The 16458-nt window shown below is 57.8% G+C and carries 18 protein-coding genes; 9 read left to right on the forward strand and 9 right to left on the reverse strand.

Annotated features, from left to right (window positions below):
- Nucleotides 1–61 precede the first annotated feature (61 nt).
- Both C7H09_RS04705 and C7H09_RS04710 read left to right on the forward strand, forming a co-directional pair.
- Nucleotides 62–427 carry an MbcA/ParS/Xre antitoxin family protein gene (locus C7H09_RS04705; RefSeq protein WP_106761462.1) on the forward strand — a complete coding sequence of 122 codons (366 nt, stop codon included), beginning with the start codon at nucleotides 62–64 and terminating at the stop codon, nucleotides 425–427.
- Nucleotides 424–1218, forward strand: coding sequence for an RES family NAD+ phosphorylase (locus C7H09_RS04710; RefSeq protein WP_106761463.1), 795 nt, complete (start codon nucleotides 424–426; stop codon nucleotides 1216–1218). The genes C7H09_RS04705 and C7H09_RS04710 overlap by 4 nt, the downstream gene beginning before the upstream one ends.
- Before the next feature lie 27 nt (nucleotides 1219–1245).
- On the opposite strand, the gene C7H09_RS04715 is transcribed toward C7H09_RS04710, so the two are convergent.
- Entirely contained in the window at nucleotides 1246–1851 is a 606-nt protein-coding gene (locus C7H09_RS04715) for a LysE/ArgO family amino acid transporter (protein WP_106761464.1), read from the reverse strand.
- 92 nt (nucleotides 1852–1943) lie between these two features.
- Between C7H09_RS04715 and C7H09_RS04720 the strand changes: the two genes are divergently transcribed.
- Entirely contained in the window at nucleotides 1944–2810 is an 867-nt protein-coding gene (locus C7H09_RS04720; RefSeq protein WP_106761465.1) for a LysR family transcriptional regulator ArgP, read from the forward strand.
- A gap of 3 nt (nucleotides 2811–2813) precedes the next feature.
- Here C7H09_RS04720 and C7H09_RS04725 read toward each other — a convergent pair whose 3' ends face one another.
- The 3 genes from C7H09_RS04725 to C7H09_RS04735 form a co-directional block, all read right to left on the reverse strand.
- Nucleotides 2814–3602 carry a mechanosensitive ion channel family protein gene (locus tag C7H09_RS04725; protein ID WP_206074263.1) on the reverse strand — a complete coding sequence of 263 codons (789 nt, stop codon included), beginning with the start codon at nucleotides 3600–3602 and terminating at the stop codon, nucleotides 2814–2816.
- A 233-nt stretch (nucleotides 3603–3835) separates the two neighbouring features.
- Entirely contained in the window at nucleotides 3836–6484 is a 2649-nt protein-coding gene (locus C7H09_RS04730) for an AAA family ATPase (RefSeq protein WP_106761467.1), read from the reverse strand.
- On the reverse strand, nucleotides 6481–7602 hold the full coding sequence (locus C7H09_RS04735) for a metallophosphoesterase family protein (protein ID WP_106761468.1): 1122 nt from the start codon (nucleotides 7600–7602) through the stop codon (nucleotides 6481–6483). Before C7H09_RS04735 ends, C7H09_RS04730 begins: the two co-directional genes overlap by 4 nt.
- A 222-nt stretch (nucleotides 7603–7824) precedes the next feature.
- On the opposite strand from C7H09_RS04735, the gene C7H09_RS04740 reads away from it, so the two are divergent.
- The 3 genes from C7H09_RS04740 (at nucleotide 7825) to C7H09_RS20585 (ending at nucleotide 11650) form a co-directional block, all read left to right on the forward strand.
- On the forward strand, nucleotides 7825–8556 hold the full coding sequence (locus C7H09_RS04740) for a DUF3581 family protein (RefSeq protein ID WP_106761469.1): 732 nt from the start codon (nucleotides 7825–7827) through the stop codon (nucleotides 8554–8556).
- A gap of 118 nt (nucleotides 8557–8674) precedes the next feature.
- Complete coding sequence (locus tag C7H09_RS04745; RefSeq protein WP_106761470.1) at nucleotides 8675–10405, forward strand: putative bifunctional diguanylate cyclase/phosphodiesterase; 1731 nt, start codon at nucleotides 8675–8677, stop codon at nucleotides 10403–10405.
- Nucleotides 10406–10705: 300 nt separating this feature from the next.
- The gene (locus tag C7H09_RS20585) at nucleotides 10706–11650 is read left to right on the forward strand and encodes a CoA transferase (RefSeq protein ID WP_476738586.1); all 945 of its coding nucleotides are present in this window, start codon (nucleotides 10706–10708) and stop codon (nucleotides 11648–11650) included.
- Nucleotides 11651–11762: 112 nt separating this feature from the next.
- On the opposite strand, the gene C7H09_RS04765 is transcribed toward C7H09_RS20585, so the two are convergent.
- From C7H09_RS04765 to C7H09_RS04785, 5 genes are read right to left on the reverse strand one after another with little or no spacing between them, the layout of a single operon-like run.
- A complete protein-coding gene (locus C7H09_RS04765) occupies nucleotides 11763–11975 on the reverse strand; it encodes a hypothetical protein (RefSeq protein ID WP_106761471.1) in 213 nt (70 codons plus the stop codon).
- Nucleotides 11968–12921 carry a metallophosphoesterase gene (locus C7H09_RS04770; RefSeq protein ID WP_106761472.1) on the reverse strand — a complete coding sequence of 318 codons (954 nt, stop codon included), beginning with the start codon at nucleotides 12919–12921 and terminating at the stop codon, nucleotides 11968–11970. Before C7H09_RS04770 ends, C7H09_RS04765 begins: the two co-directional genes overlap by 8 nt.
- A gap of 16 nt (nucleotides 12922–12937) precedes the next feature.
- A complete protein-coding gene (locus tag C7H09_RS04775) occupies nucleotides 12938–13588 on the reverse strand; it encodes a hypothetical protein (protein ID WP_106761473.1) in 651 nt (216 codons plus the stop codon).
- Complete coding sequence (locus C7H09_RS04780; protein WP_106761474.1) at nucleotides 13585–13839, reverse strand: hypothetical protein; 255 nt, start codon at nucleotides 13837–13839, stop codon at nucleotides 13585–13587. Before C7H09_RS04780 ends, C7H09_RS04775 begins: the two co-directional genes overlap by 4 nt.
- Complete coding sequence (locus C7H09_RS04785) at nucleotides 13829–14128, reverse strand: hypothetical protein (RefSeq protein ID WP_165794781.1); 300 nt, start codon at nucleotides 14126–14128, stop codon at nucleotides 13829–13831. Before C7H09_RS04785 ends, C7H09_RS04780 begins: the two co-directional genes overlap by 11 nt.
- Nucleotides 14129–14144: 16 nt before the next feature.
- Between C7H09_RS04785 and tnpA the strand changes: the two genes are divergently transcribed.
- From tnpA to tnpC, 3 genes are all read left to right on the forward strand, one after another.
- Nucleotides 14145–14462: an IS66 family insertion sequence element accessory protein TnpA gene (tnpA, locus tag C7H09_RS04790; protein ID WP_106761476.1), complete on the forward strand. Its 318-nt coding sequence runs from the start codon at nucleotides 14145–14147 to the stop codon at nucleotides 14460–14462.
- The gene (tnpB, locus tag C7H09_RS04795; protein ID WP_106761477.1) at nucleotides 14462–14830 is read left to right on the forward strand and encodes an IS66 family insertion sequence element accessory protein TnpB; all 369 of its coding nucleotides are present in this window, start codon (nucleotides 14462–14464) and stop codon (nucleotides 14828–14830) included. The genes tnpA and tnpB overlap by 1 nt, the downstream gene beginning before the upstream one ends.
- A gap of 57 nt (nucleotides 14831–14887) precedes the next feature.
- The coding region (tnpC, locus tag C7H09_RS04800; protein ID WP_106761478.1) for an IS66 family transposase at nucleotides 14888–16458 on the forward strand (1571 nt) is incomplete at its 3' end.

Here is a 16458-nt window from a genome sequence, read left to right on the forward strand (position 1 = left end):
TATGGCGGATTTTCGTCAAAATGGACTATACTGATGAAAATTCAACAAAGGAGACCCAGGTATGTCGGAAGCCGTTGGCCTTGCACCGGGCACCAGCGACAAAGCGTTGCTGGCAAAGGCCTTGTTGAACGCCGCCAGAACCTTTGGCTTATCCCAGACGGATGTTGCCGCCGTGGTGGGCCGCAACCGTACCGGTCTGGCCCGGGATGGTATCGACCCGGACAGCAAATCCGGGGAGCTGGCCTTGCTGTTTATCCGCCTCTACCGCAGCGTCTACGCCCTCACCGGCGGCGAACGGGACGCGATGAACCATTGGCTGAACACCCCCAACCACTATTTTGAAGCAACACCGAGAGAACTGATCCGCACCACCGAAGGGCTGGTTCGGGTGGTGCACTATCTGGATGCCATGCGGGGGCAGATTTGAATTATCAACAGCGGCTGGCAGATGCCATCGCACCCCTGCAAGGCAGTCTGTTCCGGGTGGTGGAAAGCCAGGAAGACATTGCCACCGCCCGCATCGTCGATAACATGCAGGAACAGAATCGCCTGGAAGAGTTGCTGGAAAGCAGCAAACCAAAGATTCCACAGGGCGCACCAACACGGCATTACCTGCTCACCACACCGTTTCGTTACCCGCCACTGAAATACGGCTCCCGCTACGGGCGCAGCTTTGAACCCAGCCTGTTTTACGGCGCCATGGCCATCCCGACCGCGTTGGCGGAAACCGCCTTCTACCGGTTTGTGTTTTTGAGCCACGTCGCCGAGCCGTTCGCCCGGCCGTTGACCACCCTGCACACGGTGTTCAGCGCCCGATTTCGCAGTGAGCGCGGCATACGCTTGCAGGCAGACAACTGGCAGGATCTTCACGCTGAACTGACCTCCCCCATCAACTACCGCGAAAGCCAGGCGTTGGGGATGGACATGCGCGCGCTGAATGTCGGTGCGTTCCAGTTTCTCTCTGCCCGGGCCCTGCAGGCCGGGTTATATGCGCTGCCCTATCAACCGGATAAGGGTATGGAAGGGGTCAATGTTGCCCTGTTCCGCCCTGCCAGCTTCCGGGATCAGGCCCCGCGCAGCTACCAGAAGCTGATTGCCGTGGCATCGGCAAGCGAGGTATCCATGAGCCTCTCGGAACCGGACGGCAGCAAACGGGTTTTCGAATTCAGCCGGGAGGCCTTTCTGGTGGATGGAGTTCTGCCGCAGCCAGCACCTTAGCCACTTCAGGAAGCTATTTCAGGGGCACTAGATTCCTGCCACCGCAAGCTGCACCGCAATCGCCGCCATCATCAGCCCGATCACGCCATCAATGGCGCGCCAGGCGGTGGGTGTGGCCAACCAGGGCGCCAGTTTTGAGCCACCCCAGGCCAGCAGTCCAAACCAGAAAATCGAAGCACTGCTGGCACCGGCAAGAAAGGTGGTGCTGTCGGTTTGTTGGGCGCCGATGGCGGGCACCAACAGTAAAGTATCCAGGTACACCTGGGGGTTCAGCAGAGTCACCGCCAGGGTGGTGAACAGAACCCCTTTCAGTGTTGTACTTGCTGTGTCTCTCGCCTCCAGTGAGGCGCGACCCTTGAACACGCGATAGAACGCCTGGATCGTCAGCCAGCCCAGAAACACCACGCCCAGCCAGCGCAAGACCACCAGTGCCTGCGGCATCGCCATTAACGCCGCGCTGACCCCAAACATCCCCAGCGAGAACAGCAGAACGTCTGACGTCATGCACAATCCTGCCGACCACCAGTGATGTTCACGGCGGATGGCCTGGCTCAGCACATAGGCATTCTGGGCACCAATGGCGACAATGATTCCACCACAGACAATCAATCCGGTCAGGTAACTTTCCAGCACAGCCTCACAACTCCCCTTTGAAGATGGCGCAAGAATAGTCGGTTTCCGCTATACTTAAAATTCATAATGTTAATACGGCATAAGAAAATCTGATGCTCGATTACAAATTACTGGAAGCGCTGGCGGCGGTGATTGATTGCGGCGGCTTTGAAAAAGCCGGCGACACCCTGGAGATCAGCCAGTCGGCGGTTTCGCAACGGATTCGCACGCTGGAAATCCGCCTGGGCCAACCGGTGCTGGTGCGAAGCCCGGTACCCCGCGCCACACCGGCCGGGCAACGGCTGTTGAACCACGTTCATCAGGTGCGAATGCTGGAGAAAGATCTGGCCCAGGCCATTCCGTCTCTATCAGAACCCGCTACTCGCCTGAGAATAGCCATCAATGCAGACAGCCTCGCCACCTGGTGGGCAGATGCGGTGGGTGAATTCTGTGCCAGAGAGAGCGTATTGCTCGACCTGGTAATCGAAGACCAGGACGTCGGCCTGCGCCGAATGCGCGATGGCGACGTGGCCGCCTGCCTGTGCAGCAGCCCCCAGCCCATTGCCGGGGGGCGTTGCGAGCCCTTGGGCAGCATGACTTACCTGCCTCTGGCAACACCTGCCTATATCGAGCGCTACTTTCCGAAGGGGTTGGCCGACGCCAGCCTGCAAGCCGCACCGGCCATCATTTTCGGCCCGAACGATCAGTTGCAGCACAGGTTTCTTGCACAGGCGGGCTACCACGGCAAGTTTCCCTACCACCTGTGCCCGTCGTCAGAGGGCTTCGTAAAACTGGCCCTGGCAGGCATGGGCTACGGCATGATTCCGGAGATTCAGGCGGCCCGGGAACTGGCAACCGGCCAACTCACCAGCATCGCGCCCGGCCACGGCCTGACCGTGCCCCTCTACTGGCACTTCTGGCGCCATGGAGGCGAGATCATGACACGGCTCACCAGTAACTTGAGGAACCGGCTGGGCTAAAAATTATTGCAGTTCTGTCACGATGGCAGTTTCCACCTGCTCCTGACACGGACTGTAAGGTTGTTGCAATAATATATTGTTTTCGCGAAGATTTTGGTCAATCAAATCAATGACCTCGTTACGGCAGCGGGATTCCTCATTGTGTTTCGGCACCCAGTATTTCACCCGATAGGTAATGCCCATCGGCGTGTAACGGGCCACCTGAACTTCAATGGCTGTGCCATCCACCACCCAGGACAAATCCGCCAAGGCAGAGATCATCAGGCTGCGCACCTGAGCCACGGGCACCGTCACCGGCAAGGTAAATTCCGCTTGGTCCCGATACTCCTTTTTCGGAGCACTGAAGTTGGTGATTCTCTGCTTGGAGATCTGACTGTTCGGTAGAATCACGTAGGTTTCATCCCGACTCACCAACCGTGTGGTGCGCCAGCCAATTTCCTGCACCCGGCCCTGAGCCAGATTTTCAATGCGAACCCAGTCTCCCATTCGAAACGGCGCCTCAATGCCAATGGCAATACCCGACAGGGTATCGGCCACTACGTTACGAATGGCAAAACCCAGCACCGCCAGCAAGATGCCCGAGCCAGTGAGAAAGCCGGTCATATCCTGGCCCAGCAACAATGGCAGGCCGATCAATACCGCCAGGGCATAAAGGAATACCTTGAGAATATCCAGCAGCACCTTGGGCACCGGTCGCTGGCCTTTGCGCCGCTGGGTGAGCTGATTCACCGCCAGGCGATTCACCAGGTGCGCCACGGAAAACACCAGGGCCATCAGCAGAATGCCCCGCAAGATCTTTTCTTTCCCTGCAAGAAAGTGCTCGGGCGGCAGCAGTTTGAGTGCTGGCCCGAGAAAGATGACGCCAAGAATCAGAAGGCTAAGAAGCGATAACGCCTTAACGACAGACTGAATGTTTCTGTTAATTTTATCCCTGCTCCGAACAAATCGTTACTAACCAAGACACTCTCTAATATGGCGGCGAATCCGGCTTGTTCAATCAGGGTTAGTACCAGTGCAACCAGACCTCAGACAACCACTCCGCCTTGCTGCTTCAGCCTTTGCAAATCCATCGGCGGCACGCCGAGATCCTGCCATTTCTCCGGGTGGCAGGTGAACAGCAGGATCTGATGGCGGTTGGCGGCGTCGAACAGAATGCGTTTCATGTTGTCGAGCCGGGCCTGGTCGCTGTGTACCAGGGTGTCGTCGAGGATGATCAGGGTTGGCCGGTCGGCTTCGCGCAGCAGATCGGCGTAGGCCAGGCGGCTGATCAGGCCCATTTGCTCCCGGGCACCAAAGCTGAGCTCAGCTACGTGGCCAAGTTCCGTGCCTCGGCTGAATCGGCCGGGTTGCAGTTGCTCGTCCACCTCAAGCTTCGCCTGGGGGAATAGCAGCGACACATAGTGGTCGAGATGTTTCTGCAGTGGCGCCTGCAGGCGGCGGGTTAATTCCTGTCGCTGTTCGGTTAACAGCGTCAGCAGCAGATCCAGTGCTTTGGCACGGCGGCTTAGTTCCTGATAGCGGCGCTCACTTTGCTCCCAGGCGGCCCGCGTTTCATTAAGCTGCTCTTCCAGCCCCTCGGCACCCCAGGCTTCCAGGCGCACGCGGGCCTCGCGGATTTCCCGCTCCCTGGCTTCCTGGGCCTGTTGCAGATGGGTTATGGTCTTCTGATACCGGTCAATGTCTTGCCTGAGGATGTCCGGGCGGGCCTGTTCGATTTTGACCCTGCGCTCGGCCAGACTGCCTTGTTTCTGCGTCATCTCCGCCTGTAACTGAGTAAGGCGGGCTTGCAGTTCGGCCCGCTCAGCCTGGCGTTTGTCGCTGTGCGTGTCGTCATGCAGGCGCTGCCATTCCCGCTGTGCGGCATCCCGGGTTTGTTCCGCCATCAGCAAGGCACTCTGATGCTGCCGCTGCCGCTGTTCCGCTGCTTTCAACTGGGTTTCTGCGTGCGCCAGCCGGGCTTCAGCCTCAACCAGCGGGGCAATCTGCTGTTCGGAATCCGATTTGGGTAGCGCCTCGATCTGCTGGCTCAGGGCCTCCAGCTCACCAACAATATCCGCCAGCTCGGCTTCAAGCGCTGGCACCCCCGACGGCGCCACCGAGCGCAGCAGCTCTTCAGCATGCTTTCGCTGTCGCTCTGCCGCGTCGAACGCTGCTTTACGCTGCTCGGCCAGGTCGACAGAGCCGACACCCAACTCCGCCAGCTCGCTGTCAAACCGCTGCTCCAGACTGACCAGCTTGCGCCGGGTGGCCGCAAGATCCTCGCCACCGGGGCTAACAGTAATCGTACCGATATCGGGAATCACCAGGCGGGCGGCGTCCAGTAACTGCTGTTCCCCCTGGCCGCTCAAGGCTTGGTCTTCCAGCAACAGATGAGCCTGCGGCTGCAAATCCCAGCTCAGACGGGTCGCCACCGCCTGGGAGCGAATGCGCTCTTCCCGCAACGCCCGTTCGGTGTTTTTCAGGCCCGCCACCGCCGCGGTCTCAATACGGTTCCGGACGGCCTGTTCGCGGGCCGCAGCAACCAGTGCCTGATACTCCCGGGCCTTGTCCAGGCTTGCCGTTAAAGACCGCTGCCGCTCGGCAAGGCGCGACTGATCGCGCAGCAGGCGACTTCGGTTCTCCTGCATCCGCGCAGCTTTCAACTGTCCATCGGCGGCTTGAAAGGCCTGAGTTGCGGCTCTCAGTTCAGCGACAACGCCCGGGCCTTGGCTTTCTGCCGCCTGCAACGCCTGCCCGGCCTGTTGTCGCTCCCGGTCGCGCTCCGCTAACTGTTCATCGGCCCGCTGCAGCTGTAAAAGCGCCCGGCTGGCCATCTGGTGTTGTTGTTCGATGCGCTGCAGCGTTTCGGATTCCTGTCGTTGTTCCGCCTCCAGTCGCTCGGCCTCGGCCAGATTCCGCTTTGCGGTGTCCAGCTGCTGTTGCGCGGCTTCCCAGGGCCGCTCCTGCTGATATCGCTGATGTTCTTCAGCCACGCTTTCCAGTCGGTCAACCTGCTCCTGATAATGATCAACCCGCTCCTGCAGCTGGGCGACTGCTGCCTGCTGCTCTTCCCGGGCCTCCGCCACTTGCCGAAGCTCACCGGTGGGCTGCCCGGTTTTGGTCAACAGGACGGCACGTTCAGCGGCCACCTTGTCGATCACCGCATCGCCGCCGGAGCTTGCCACTTCGCCGACCAGAGAAGTCAGCGCCGATTTCAGGTGATCACCGGCAAACTCCACCGATTGTTCAATCTCCTGGCCGGTGCCCTGCTCAACCCAAAGTAGCCCCGGAATGCCCCAATGAGCCGCCTTGCTGCCGCCCTTTTTGGAGTATTCGTAGCCCAACAGCTCGGCCACTTGCTCTTCTGCATCATCCTCACTGAATGTGGCATTACCGACGGTCAGGTCGCAACGGGTGCGCTTCAGGAAGCTCTTTACCAGATGCCAGCGGGTGTTCTGGTGCTCGAATTGCAAATCCACCGTGGGCGCCGCGCCCGAGTCGCCCCAGGGGCTCAAATCCTGAACCGACTTGGAGCGATAGCGCTCAAAAAACGCCGCCCGTATGGCGCGCACCAGGGTACTTTTGCCGGATTCATTGGGGCCGTGAATCAAATTCAACCCGGGCTGCAGGTTGTCGAGCACAAAGGGTTCACGAAACTGGCGGAGCTGCTCAACCCTCAATCGTTGAAGCTTCATGGCTGCACCTCGCGATTGTCGTCTTTGAGCAGGCTGGCCAGAATGGCCAGGGCATCCCGGGCGCTCTCGCCGTCTTCACCCTCCTGGCGTTCACGCAGTGCATCGATAACCGTACCCAGGTAACCGTCTGCGTGCAGGGCCGCAATATCGTCTTCCGTGGGAGCCAGCTGCAATTCGCTACGATCGCAGCGAACACTCCGAAACCGGGCTTCGGCAATGGATAGGGCCTGGTTGAGCCGGTCTTCGCCTGCCAGGGTGATCTCACCGGACAACCGCAGATCCAGAACCGTCGCCGGTGGTAGTGCTTCCAATCGGCCAATCAACTGTTCCAGATCCGACTCCACGGCCAGCGACAGCCGCCACTGCTGCCATTGGTAACGGGCGGTTTCCACCACTTCCACCTGCGGCGCATCACCGGGGCCTTCAATACTGACAATCAGTGCATTACCTGCATCGTTGTTGCGAAATCGCTCCGGTTCCGGGGTACCGCTGTACCAGGTGCGGGGGTTAATCTCGCGGGTGCCGTGCCAATCACCCAAGGCGAGATAATCCAGCTGCGCCGTTTGTGCCCGGTCTTCGGCAATCGGGTTGGTGGCGTCGATACCCTCGGCCAGCAGGCCCTGAACGCCGCCATGGGCCAGGCCCACCCGCACCAGGTGCTCCGGGGTTTGGTATTGGGTGAACGGCTCCGTAAGGTCGCCATAGGTATGCCGCTGGGTCAGCGGCGCGCAGAGTACGGCCAGCCCCTGGGTTTCCAGCGTGATCACCCCCGGCTGCAGCGCCAGATGCACATTTTCCGGCACCGCACCTAACCGTTGGGCCCGTGTCCACACGCTTTCCACCAGTGCCGCGTCGTGGTTCCCCGATAACATTACCCAGGGCCCGGCGAACCCGCTGGTGGCGTTGAATACCCGGCGGATGGTGCGGTCGGACACCGTCTGGGCGTCGAACACATCGCCCGCCACCAACACCGCGTCGCACTGCCGTTCAGTCGCTAACTGCGCCAGGGTTTCGATGGCCTGAAACCGGGCCTCCACCAGGGCGGCGCTGTCTTCGGGCTCAAAACGGCTGTAGGTTCGCCCCATTTGCCAGTCGGCGGTGTGCAGAAACCTGGGCATGGATTCTCCTTGTTGGTTTTGGCGGTCATCACAGAAACCTAGTACCCTACCAGAAATGCGGGCGTGCGGAATGAATCTGTGCGGAATACACCTGTCCGGCCAGGCAACACAGACTCCTAGGACTATGGTCGGGCTGCCGCTGGTGTCACCGAGCTCTTAAAATAGGCGGCAGACTGCTCGATTGCGGTTCCTGCCCTCTTTGCAACTTGGATAAGGCCTATCATGTTTTCTGAACAATTTTTTGTCGTCCGGGATGGGCGTGTCCTGATTACGGCCAATCAGGCCAGTTATTTTGCCAAAGAAATTGCGGGAGACTTCAACCCCATTCACGACCCGGACGCCCGCCGCTTCTGTGTGCCCGGCGATCTGCTGTTCGCCATTGTGCTCTCCCAGTTCGGGCTTTCCGAGCAGATGACCTTCCAGTTTCGCAACCTGGTGGGCGCCGAAGTTCCCCTGCAGTTTCGTGAGAGCAACAACGGCGAAACCATTGAAGTGATTGATGAGGCGGAAAAGGTGTACCTGGACGTTCAACGCAGCGGCGCAATCACCCGAGACGAGCAAGTCATCGAAGAATTCACGCGTTGTTACGTCGCCGCCTCGGGCAAGAACTTTCCCCATACCCTCAAACCGCTGATGGAAAGCCACGGCGTGATGTTCAACCCGGATCGCCCGATGGTGATCTACGAGAGCATGAGCGTATCCCTGAACCAGTTGGACAACCCGGCGCCAGAGCTGGAACTGGATCATGCAGAGCTAGAAGTGGCTGGCAAGCGAGGCAACGTCACCCTGGCCTACAACTTGTCATCCGATGGCAAGGTGGTTGGCGAGGTGTCCAAGCGCCTGGTGCTGGGCGGCTTGCGTGAATACTGCCCAGAAGCCATGGCAGGCATTGTTGAAGAATTCTATCGGTTGAAAGCCCGGGGAACACGTTGGGGCATGACCGGCTCCGAATAATTCGTGACAGATTGTTGGAGTTTCTGTTCGCAAAAACGGCAATCCCTACCTATTCTAAGTGTGCGCATCGCAAACCGTTTCACCACACCGTGATCAATCGGGGGATGTTGTGCCTGCCATGGCAACCAGAAAAGTAACGGAACCAGCCGCAAACCCCAGCGAACGGAAGTTCTACGAGCTTATCGAAAGCTTGCCGATGGTGGCGGTACAAGGCTACGACCGGAATCGCCGGGTTATTTACTGGAACGAGGCCAGCACCCGCATATATGGCTACTCACGGCAGGAAGCCCTGGGGCAATTACTGGAAGATCTCATCATTCCCAAGGCCATGCGCGAAGGCGTGATTGCTGCCCATGATGCATGGCTAAGAAAAGGCATCAGCATTCCCGCGGAAGAGATTGATCTAAAACACAAAGACGGACACCTGATCCCCGTCTATTCAAGCCATGTGATGATCAAGCAGGACACCGGCGAATGCGAGATGTTCTGTATCGACATCAGCCTGCTGGAGCAGAAGCGGGCGCGGGAAGAGCTCTATAGGCGCGCCTGTTTTGATGATCTTACCGGGCTGCCCAATCGCCACCTGATGGAAACCGAACTGACCGCCCGGCTGGCCGAAGCAGACCGACTGAATCACGAAGTGGCGGTGGTTTTCATCGATCTGGATAACTTTAAACTGATCAACGACACCATGGGCCACCACCACGGCGACCGCCTGTTAAAAGCCGTTGCCGAAATTCTTGAAAGAGAGTTACGCGTTGGCGATGTGCTTAGCCGCTTTGGCGGTGATGAGTTTGTACTCTTGCTGTTCGATTTTGCAGGCCCGGAAGGCATTCTTGCCCTGCTCAACAGGTTAATCATCGCCTTGGAACAGACCGTGCGCATCGATGGCGACTGCTACCAGGTATCTGCCAGTTTTGGGGTAAGCCTGTTTCCCGAAAACGGCCGCAGTGTACAGGAGCTGATGGGCCACGCCGACGCTGCCATGTACCAGGCCAAAGAAGCCGGCAAAAACGGCATCTGTTTTTATACCTCCGACATCAACGACCGCCTGGTACACCACCAGAAAATCACCGCCCAACTTCGCCAGGCACTGGCAGAAGAGCGGTTGCAACTCTACTTCCAGCCCCAGATCGACCTGAACACCGGTGAAATCGCTTCCTGTGAAGCCCTGCTGCGCTGTTTTGATGAAGATTCCACCATGATCTCCCCGGCGGTCTTCATACCCGTGGCCGAGAAATCCGGGCTGATCAATCGGATTGGCGACTGGGTGATTCACACAGCCTGCCAACAAATGCAGGCCTGGAAAGGCACACCGCTGGAGGGATTGCGGGTAGATGTTAACTTGTCCGGGCGCCAGCTCACCAACCCCTATCTGTCGCAGGAGATCCTCGAGAGCCTGGAGCGCTTTGAACTGATGCCTTCACAGTTGGGCGTAGAACTGACAGAAAACGAAGTCTTTGGCAGTGACGAAAGCCAGACCCGGCAACTGGAACGCCTGAAAGAAGCTGGCCTGCACATTTCCATCGACGACTTCGGCACCGGCTACTCATCACTGGTGTATTTACGTAAGCTGCCGGTTTGTTGCATCAAAATTGACCGCAGCTTCCTGCACCACGCCATGGAAAATAAGAGCGATATGGCAATCATGGAAGCCATGGTGACGGTTGGCCACAGCCTGGGGCTGAGCGTGCTGGTAGAGGGTGTGGAAACCGAAAAACAACACAAGCTGGTTAAGAACCTGGGGTGTGATTTCGCCCAGGGCTTTCTATACGCCAGACCAATGCCGGCAGAGCAACTGGAAACCTTTTCGCTGGAGAACGCGGTAAAAATGCTCGTCACGCCCTGACAGGCAACCGGCGAGCCTACCCCTGCTCTTCCGCACGGTTCCCCTACCAATCGGATCGGCTGGCACTGATTACCGCCAACCAGCACCCGCTCAGCCAGGCCCAGAGCATTTATTTTACCGACACCCTGAAATACGATTACGTGGGCCTGCACACGGGCAGCGCCATCAACAACAAACTGCTGCAAGCAGCTGCGGCGGCAGAAAAAGACTTTCGTATGCGCATTCAGGTAACCCAACGGCGACCGGGAACCAACGCCACAGCCGCTGGAAGGCGTTCGCGTACTTGAACTGGGCTCTCTTATTGCAGGCCTCTACGCCTCTCGGCCGGGCTTCGCCGCCATTGCCGAATCCGTTGGCGGCACGCGCTACCTGGCAGGCTATCCGGATTGCCCGCCGGTACGTGCCGGTGTGAGCATCGGTGATACCTTGGCCTCGCTCTACGGTGTGATCGGCGCCATGATGGCCATGCACCACCTGAAGATGAACGGCGGCAAAGGCCAGTTTGTCGCCGTTGCACTGTACGAGGCGGTGTTCGGCGTAATGGAAAGCCTGATTCCCGAATACGGCATGTTCGGCTTTGTCTGGCCAACGACCCCGAGCTGGAACACAACGATGGCCGGGCCAAACGCAGCGACGAATTGGACGAAGCCATCGAAAGCTGGACATCGCAGCACAAGCTGGCGGACGCTCTCGCCGTGCTGGAAGCGGGCACCCGATACGTATTCCTGGCGCCCACATTGTGATGGATTCGGTTGCCATCAACGCCACTTCGGCACCCATGCTGGGCCTGGCGATGCTGCTGGTGGCCGATATGTCACCACTGATGGTATCCATGCACATTGGCAGCACAGGGCTGTTCATTCTGGCGGTGTGCCTGGTGCTGCTGGTGATGGGATTCTTCCTGAATCCATCTCCATGCTGCTGATCATGATGCCGGTGCTCTACCCGTCTCTGGCACCACTGGGCATCGACCCCATCTGGTTCGGCATCATCGGTCATCTTCGTGATCATGATCGAGTGCGCGCTGATAACGCCACCGGTAGGGCTAAACCTGTTCGTGATACAGGCCGTGGCTGGCGGGAAGGTAATGGACGTAGTACGCGGTGTATGGCCCTTCATCATTATGATGTTTATCTGCCTGCTGCTGGTGTACTTCTTCCCGATTGTGGCGTTGTATTTGCCGTTTTATTTGTAGGGTTTGGGGGCTGGCCGGGTAGTCACCCGGCCAATGTTCCGAATGTTTGACTGGTTTCGACTTAGAGGTGAAAATCGCGAAGTTAATAAGTTTGGATAGCCGCACCTTGGGTTGACCGGTTTTGTGGGCGATAGGGGCGCTCGCGACACAGAATTCTGAACACTACCGCCGCATCCGATAATAACAAACCGATTTCCGGTCTCTTTCCATTTTCGTTGTTCCATTGGCGGTCAGGCTATCGTAGCGCTCCTTTGCGGCCTCATAGGGCATCGGCTCGCTCTCGAAGCTGTCTGATGGTGTCATCCTGTCTACGAAATCTATAACCCACAGCGCATTGGCCTGGGCGGCTTTTCGTGCTTTGCTGCGTTTACTCATGGTGTTTGCTTCCTGTATCGGTGGTGCTCACCCACACAAACCGGTCTGCGTTCAAACATTGCTCACCATCAAACCGGTAGGCACACAGCTTTCCGCCCTTACCGGCTGCCACGCTGTAATCAAGGCAGGCAATGCTTTTGGTAAGCGGTGCTGGGTGGCCAGACATCCAGTAGTGCCCAACAAACAGAGGTTTTGCGTTGTCATACCCTGGCAGGATGTCTGTTGCTACGGGCTCATGGGGAATGCTGTTGATAATGCTCCCCGGAACAATCGCCAGATCCCGGTAGGTCAAACTGCCCTCTCGCCACCATTCGGTGCGAATGTCGGTGCGTTTGTTTCTGTCTTTATCGAAGAAGTGGTGGTCACCGGGCAGTGGGATTTCCAGGCCTTTAAGCAGTGTTTCTATGGCTTCGTAAGCAGTAGAGCCTTTGCGGCTGGTTTGCTCCCATGCCTCAGCACGCAGTCGGTTCTCGGAATCTGTATAGCGGGAAAGCCTGGCAAGATGATCCGGGTGCCAGCAGGCATGAACCACCCGAAACTCCGGAAACTCCAGGTAAACCGGCAAGGTTTTGAACCACTCGACGATGTCGAGATGCAGCTCGCTCCCCTCACCCACCTGATCCAGAAAGGCCCGATGCTGCTTGAAGTTCTTATCGGTGTGCGGGCGTAAATGCTCGCCCGGGTTGTCGGGGTCTTCGGTGGCCCAGGCAACGGCGTTGAATTCGTGATTGCCCATTACCACAAGCGCCTGGCCCTTCTCTACCATCTTGCGTGCGATGGTGACGGTTTCTACCTGTTCAGGGCCACGATCAACAAAATCGCCCAGGAAAATAACTTTGCGGTTCGGGTGCTGCCACACGCCATCCGTTAGCTGGTAGTCCATTTTCGCGAGGAGTGCTTTTAGCTCTTTTGCGTGGCCGTGAATATCCCCAATAAGGTCGTACATGGTGCTTTCCTGCTGATTACCCTTTGTTGTTGCCTTGAACTGCTGCCGAAATGATACCCGTTACCCGGTTACACGTGGCTTTGTTACGGGGCGGCCTGCTGTGTTGGCCTATCCATTCGGCATCCGGATTAAAAACGTAGGCTGCGTCCTTTTTGTAGTAAAAGTGATACTGCTTGATCTTGCCCCATATTCCAAGTTTTCCATCCATTTCAGAGACATGTTTTCTAATCAGGGCCTTAACCTGGGGTAGCTGCTCACCCAGGGAGTATCGCCAAAATCCTTTTTCGAACCCCAGGTATCGCTGGTGCTCGCATGCGGCCAGCGCCAGCAGTGGCTGGCTTGTTCTTACAAACCCGGTATCTACCCATATGTAAGGCTTGAAGGCCGCCCGTTCTTCTTCAAGGCGGGTGGTGATTCTTTTGATGTGGAAGTCGGCAACCACCGGATCTACGCCAACCGCCCGGCACAACGCAGCCAAGAATTCGGCTCCACCATATTTGAAATCGTAGTCGCCAGAGCTCAGGCCCAGGTCTGGCGATTCCAGGGCCCGTTGTAATCGCCTGTAGTTCTTGGCGGTGGGCGTGGCGTACCCCATCGTCTTGAGGATCTCAGCGTGGGGCTTCGCTGCGGCGCGAACCGCTAGGTCTGTTCTGAAGTTCACGATCATGGCCGCCCCTCGAGTATCGCCAGTGCGGGCGCCAGGATGCCGGTATTGAAGCTCTTGCCATCGAAGAACCACTCTCCGATGCTTTTTGTCATGGCAACCAACAACGCCTCTCCCTGCTGCAGATGGTCATAGACTGTCTGCGCGACATAGTCGTATTCGTCTGTGCAGTCGTTTTCTCGGCAGCAGGTATTCAACGGGTCTGTTTCAAACAGTGCACGGGAAATCTGTTGCGGGGTCAGTTCACCGGTCATCGTGTTCTCCTTTCGCGAGTTCATCCGTGTCGTTGCCTTTCAGGTAACTCACCAATGCATCAAGGCAACCGGCACGCCGTTCTTGTTCATCGCCCTCTCCACCATCCAGCTCCAATACCAACGCCTGCTTCAGGCTAAAGCCCTGACGCAGGCGCCCTTCAACGCTTTCTGCTAGTGCAGCATATTGATCAAAACTCGCTTCTTCCCCGCAGCAGGTGTTCAGTAAGCGCCAATAAATCCGCACCTGTAGCTGACGCCCGAGTTTCGCCACACTGATTCCTGCTTTCACATTAAAGAGGAATCCGATGACTACCCCTGATTTACACCAGTTCTGGCAAGAGACGCTGTCGGACTGGCAGGCCTCGGGCCTGTCCGGTGCAGCCTACTGCAAACAAGAGTCGCTTGTTTATCATCGGTTTGTCTACTGGCGGCAGAAGCTGACCGGTCGTGTCGAATCCAGTGATGAACCGGTTCACGCTCGATCCGGATTCACTCGCGTGACTCCGACTCCGACTCCGGATGCCGGAGTCAGTTTGACCGTGTCACTGCCCGGCGGCGTATCGATCACCGGTCTGCATGCCGGTAATATCGATTTGCTGGGTGCCGTCTTGAGACAGCTGTGATGCGTCACCGCTATCTGCGCCCTTCCAGGGATTTGCCGGAGATCTACCTGTACCGAAAGCCCATCGACTTCCGCAAGCAGGCCAACGGCCTGGCCCTGCTGGTTGAACAGGAACTGGGGCACAGCCCATTCTCCGGTGCACTTTACGCCTTCACCAACCGGCAGCGGAACAAGATCAAATGTCTAATGTGGGAAGACAACGGCTTTGTGCTCTATTACAAAGCCTTGGCTGAGGAAAAATTCAAGTGGCCAGGGCCTGCGGATGAGCTGATGCCGCTGACCGGTGAACAGATCAACTGGTTGTTGGACGGCTACGACATCAGTCTGTTGCGGGGCCATAAAACCCTGCACTATGAGAGTGTCGGATAGCCCTTTTTGCATTACGTTTTAGGTGTGCCAGGGCATTGTTTTTGCTATAATTCCGCCATGAAATCAACGCCTGATAACGCCCTCAAAACCCCGGATCTCAACGGTTTATCGACCGCTGAGATGGTGGCGGTTATCAGCGGCCTTCAGCAGCAACTCGCCTCCAAAGAAGACGCCATCCAGCGACGAGACGCTCGCATCGAGATCCTCGAAGAACTGCTGCGCCATAAGAAGATCCAGCAGTTCGCCGCCAGCAGTGAAAAGCTGCCCAATCAGATCCTGCTGTTCGATGAGGTCGAGCTGGAAGTCGAGATTGATGAACTGCGCGATGAGCTGCCGGACGATGTCGAAGAGGAAGAGACGCCCCGCCGTTCCCGCAAGCGCCGCCAACGTGGCTTCTCCGATACGCTGCTGCGTGAGCGTATTGAATTAACCCTCAGCGACGAAGAGAAAGCCGGTGCCAGCAAGACCTTCTTCACCAAGGTGAAGGAAGAGCTGGAGTACATTCCCGCTCAACTGAAAGTGCTGGAGTACTGGCAGGAAAAGGCGGTGTTCGAGCAGGACGGCGAAGAGCGCATTGTTGCGGCTGCCCGTCCGGCGCGCCCGCTGGGCAAGTGCATCGCCACCCCGTCACTGCTGGCTTACCTCATTACCTCCAAGTATGCCGACGGTCTGCCGTTGTACCGTCAGGAACAAATGTTCCAGCGCCTGGGGCATGAAGTGAGTCGCACCAGCATGGCTCACTGGATCATCCGGCTGAATGACGTCTTCCAGCCGCTGATCAACCTGATGCGGGAAACCCAGAATAGCGGTGATTACCTGCAAGCCGATGAAACCCGGATCCAGGTGCTCAAGGAAGACGGTAAGACCGCCCAATCCGACAAATGGATGTGGGTCACCCGGGGTGGTCCACCGGGAAAACCTTCGGTTCTGTTCGAGTATGATCCATCACGAGGTGGCAAGGTACCGGTGCGTCTGCTGGATGACTTCCAGGGCATTCTGCAAGCCGATGGCTATTCCGGCTATGGGCAGGTCTGTGCCACGAACAAGCTGACGCGGATCGGGTGTTGGGATCACGCGAGACGTAAGTACGTGGAGGCGTCCCGGGCGGCACCGGCCAAAGGCAAAAAAGGCCAACCCTCAAAGGCGGATGTAGCCCTGAGCCACATCCGCAAACTGTACGCCATTGAAAAGGCCGCCCGGGATCTGAGCGACGCGGAGCGATATCGGGTTCGCCAGGAAAAGAGTCTGCCGTTGTTGAACGCCTTTAAAGCCTGGCTGGAGAAAAATGCCCCCAAGGTGATGAAAGGCCTGCTTACCCGTCAGGCCATGGATTACACCCTGAACCAATGGGACTACCTGGTCGGCTACTGTGAGCGCGGTGACCTGAAGATCAGCAATGCCGGAGCCGAGAACGCCATCCGCCCGTTTGCCCTCGGCAGAAAGGCCTGGCTCTTCGCCGATACCTCACAAGGGGCGAAAGCCAGCGCCACCTGCTATTCGCTCATCGAAACCGCCAAGGCCAATGGCCTGGAGCCTTCAGCTTATATCCACCATGTGTTGGAACGCATTGCTGAGTCCGACACGCTGGAGAAGCTCGAAGCGTTGCTGCCCTGGAATGCCGAGTTGCC

The organism is Marinobacter fuscus (assembly GCF_003007675.1).
GTDB lineage: Bacteria > Pseudomonadota > Gammaproteobacteria > Pseudomonadales > Oleiphilaceae > Marinobacter > Marinobacter fuscus.

Bases quoted from the DNA above. Each gene is read 5' to 3' on its own strand.
- C7H09_RS04745 (WP_106761470.1), top strand. From the start codon at position 8,675: ATGGCAACCAGAAAAGTAACGGAACCAGCCGCAAACCCCAGCGAACGG.
- C7H09_RS04775 (WP_106761473.1), bottom strand. From the start codon at position 13,588: ATGATCGTGAACTTCAGAACAGACCTAGCGGTTCGCGCCGCAGCGAAG.
- C7H09_RS04735 (WP_106761468.1), bottom strand. From the start codon at position 7,602: ATGCCCAGGTTTCTGCACACCGCCGACTGGCAAATGGGGCGAACCTAC.
- C7H09_RS04765 (WP_106761471.1), bottom strand. From the start codon at position 11,975: ATGAGTAAACGCAGCAAAGCACGAAAAGCCGCCCAGGCCAATGCGCTG.
- C7H09_RS04780 (WP_106761474.1), bottom strand. From the start codon at position 13,839: ATGACCGGTGAACTGACCCCGCAACAGATTTCCCGTGCACTGTTTGAA.
- C7H09_RS04720 (WP_106761465.1), top strand. From the start codon at position 1,944: ATGCTCGATTACAAATTACTGGAAGCGCTGGCGGCGGTGATTGATTGC.
- C7H09_RS04770 (WP_106761472.1), bottom strand. From the start codon at position 12,921: ATGTACGACCTTATTGGGGATATTCACGGCCACGCAAAAGAGCTAAAA.
- C7H09_RS04740 (WP_106761469.1), top strand. From the start codon at position 7,825: ATGTTTTCTGAACAATTTTTTGTCGTCCGGGATGGGCGTGTCCTGATT.
- tnpA (WP_106761476.1), top strand. From the start codon at position 14,145: ATGACTACCCCTGATTTACACCAGTTCTGGCAAGAGACGCTGTCGGAC.
- tnpB (WP_106761477.1), top strand. From the start codon at position 14,462: ATGCGTCACCGCTATCTGCGCCCTTCCAGGGATTTGCCGGAGATCTAC.
- C7H09_RS04705 (WP_106761462.1), top strand. From the start codon at position 62: ATGTCGGAAGCCGTTGGCCTTGCACCGGGCACCAGCGACAAAGCGTTG.
- C7H09_RS04730 (WP_106761467.1), bottom strand. From the start codon at position 6,484: ATGAAGCTTCAACGATTGAGGGTTGAGCAGCTCCGCCAGTTTCGTGAA.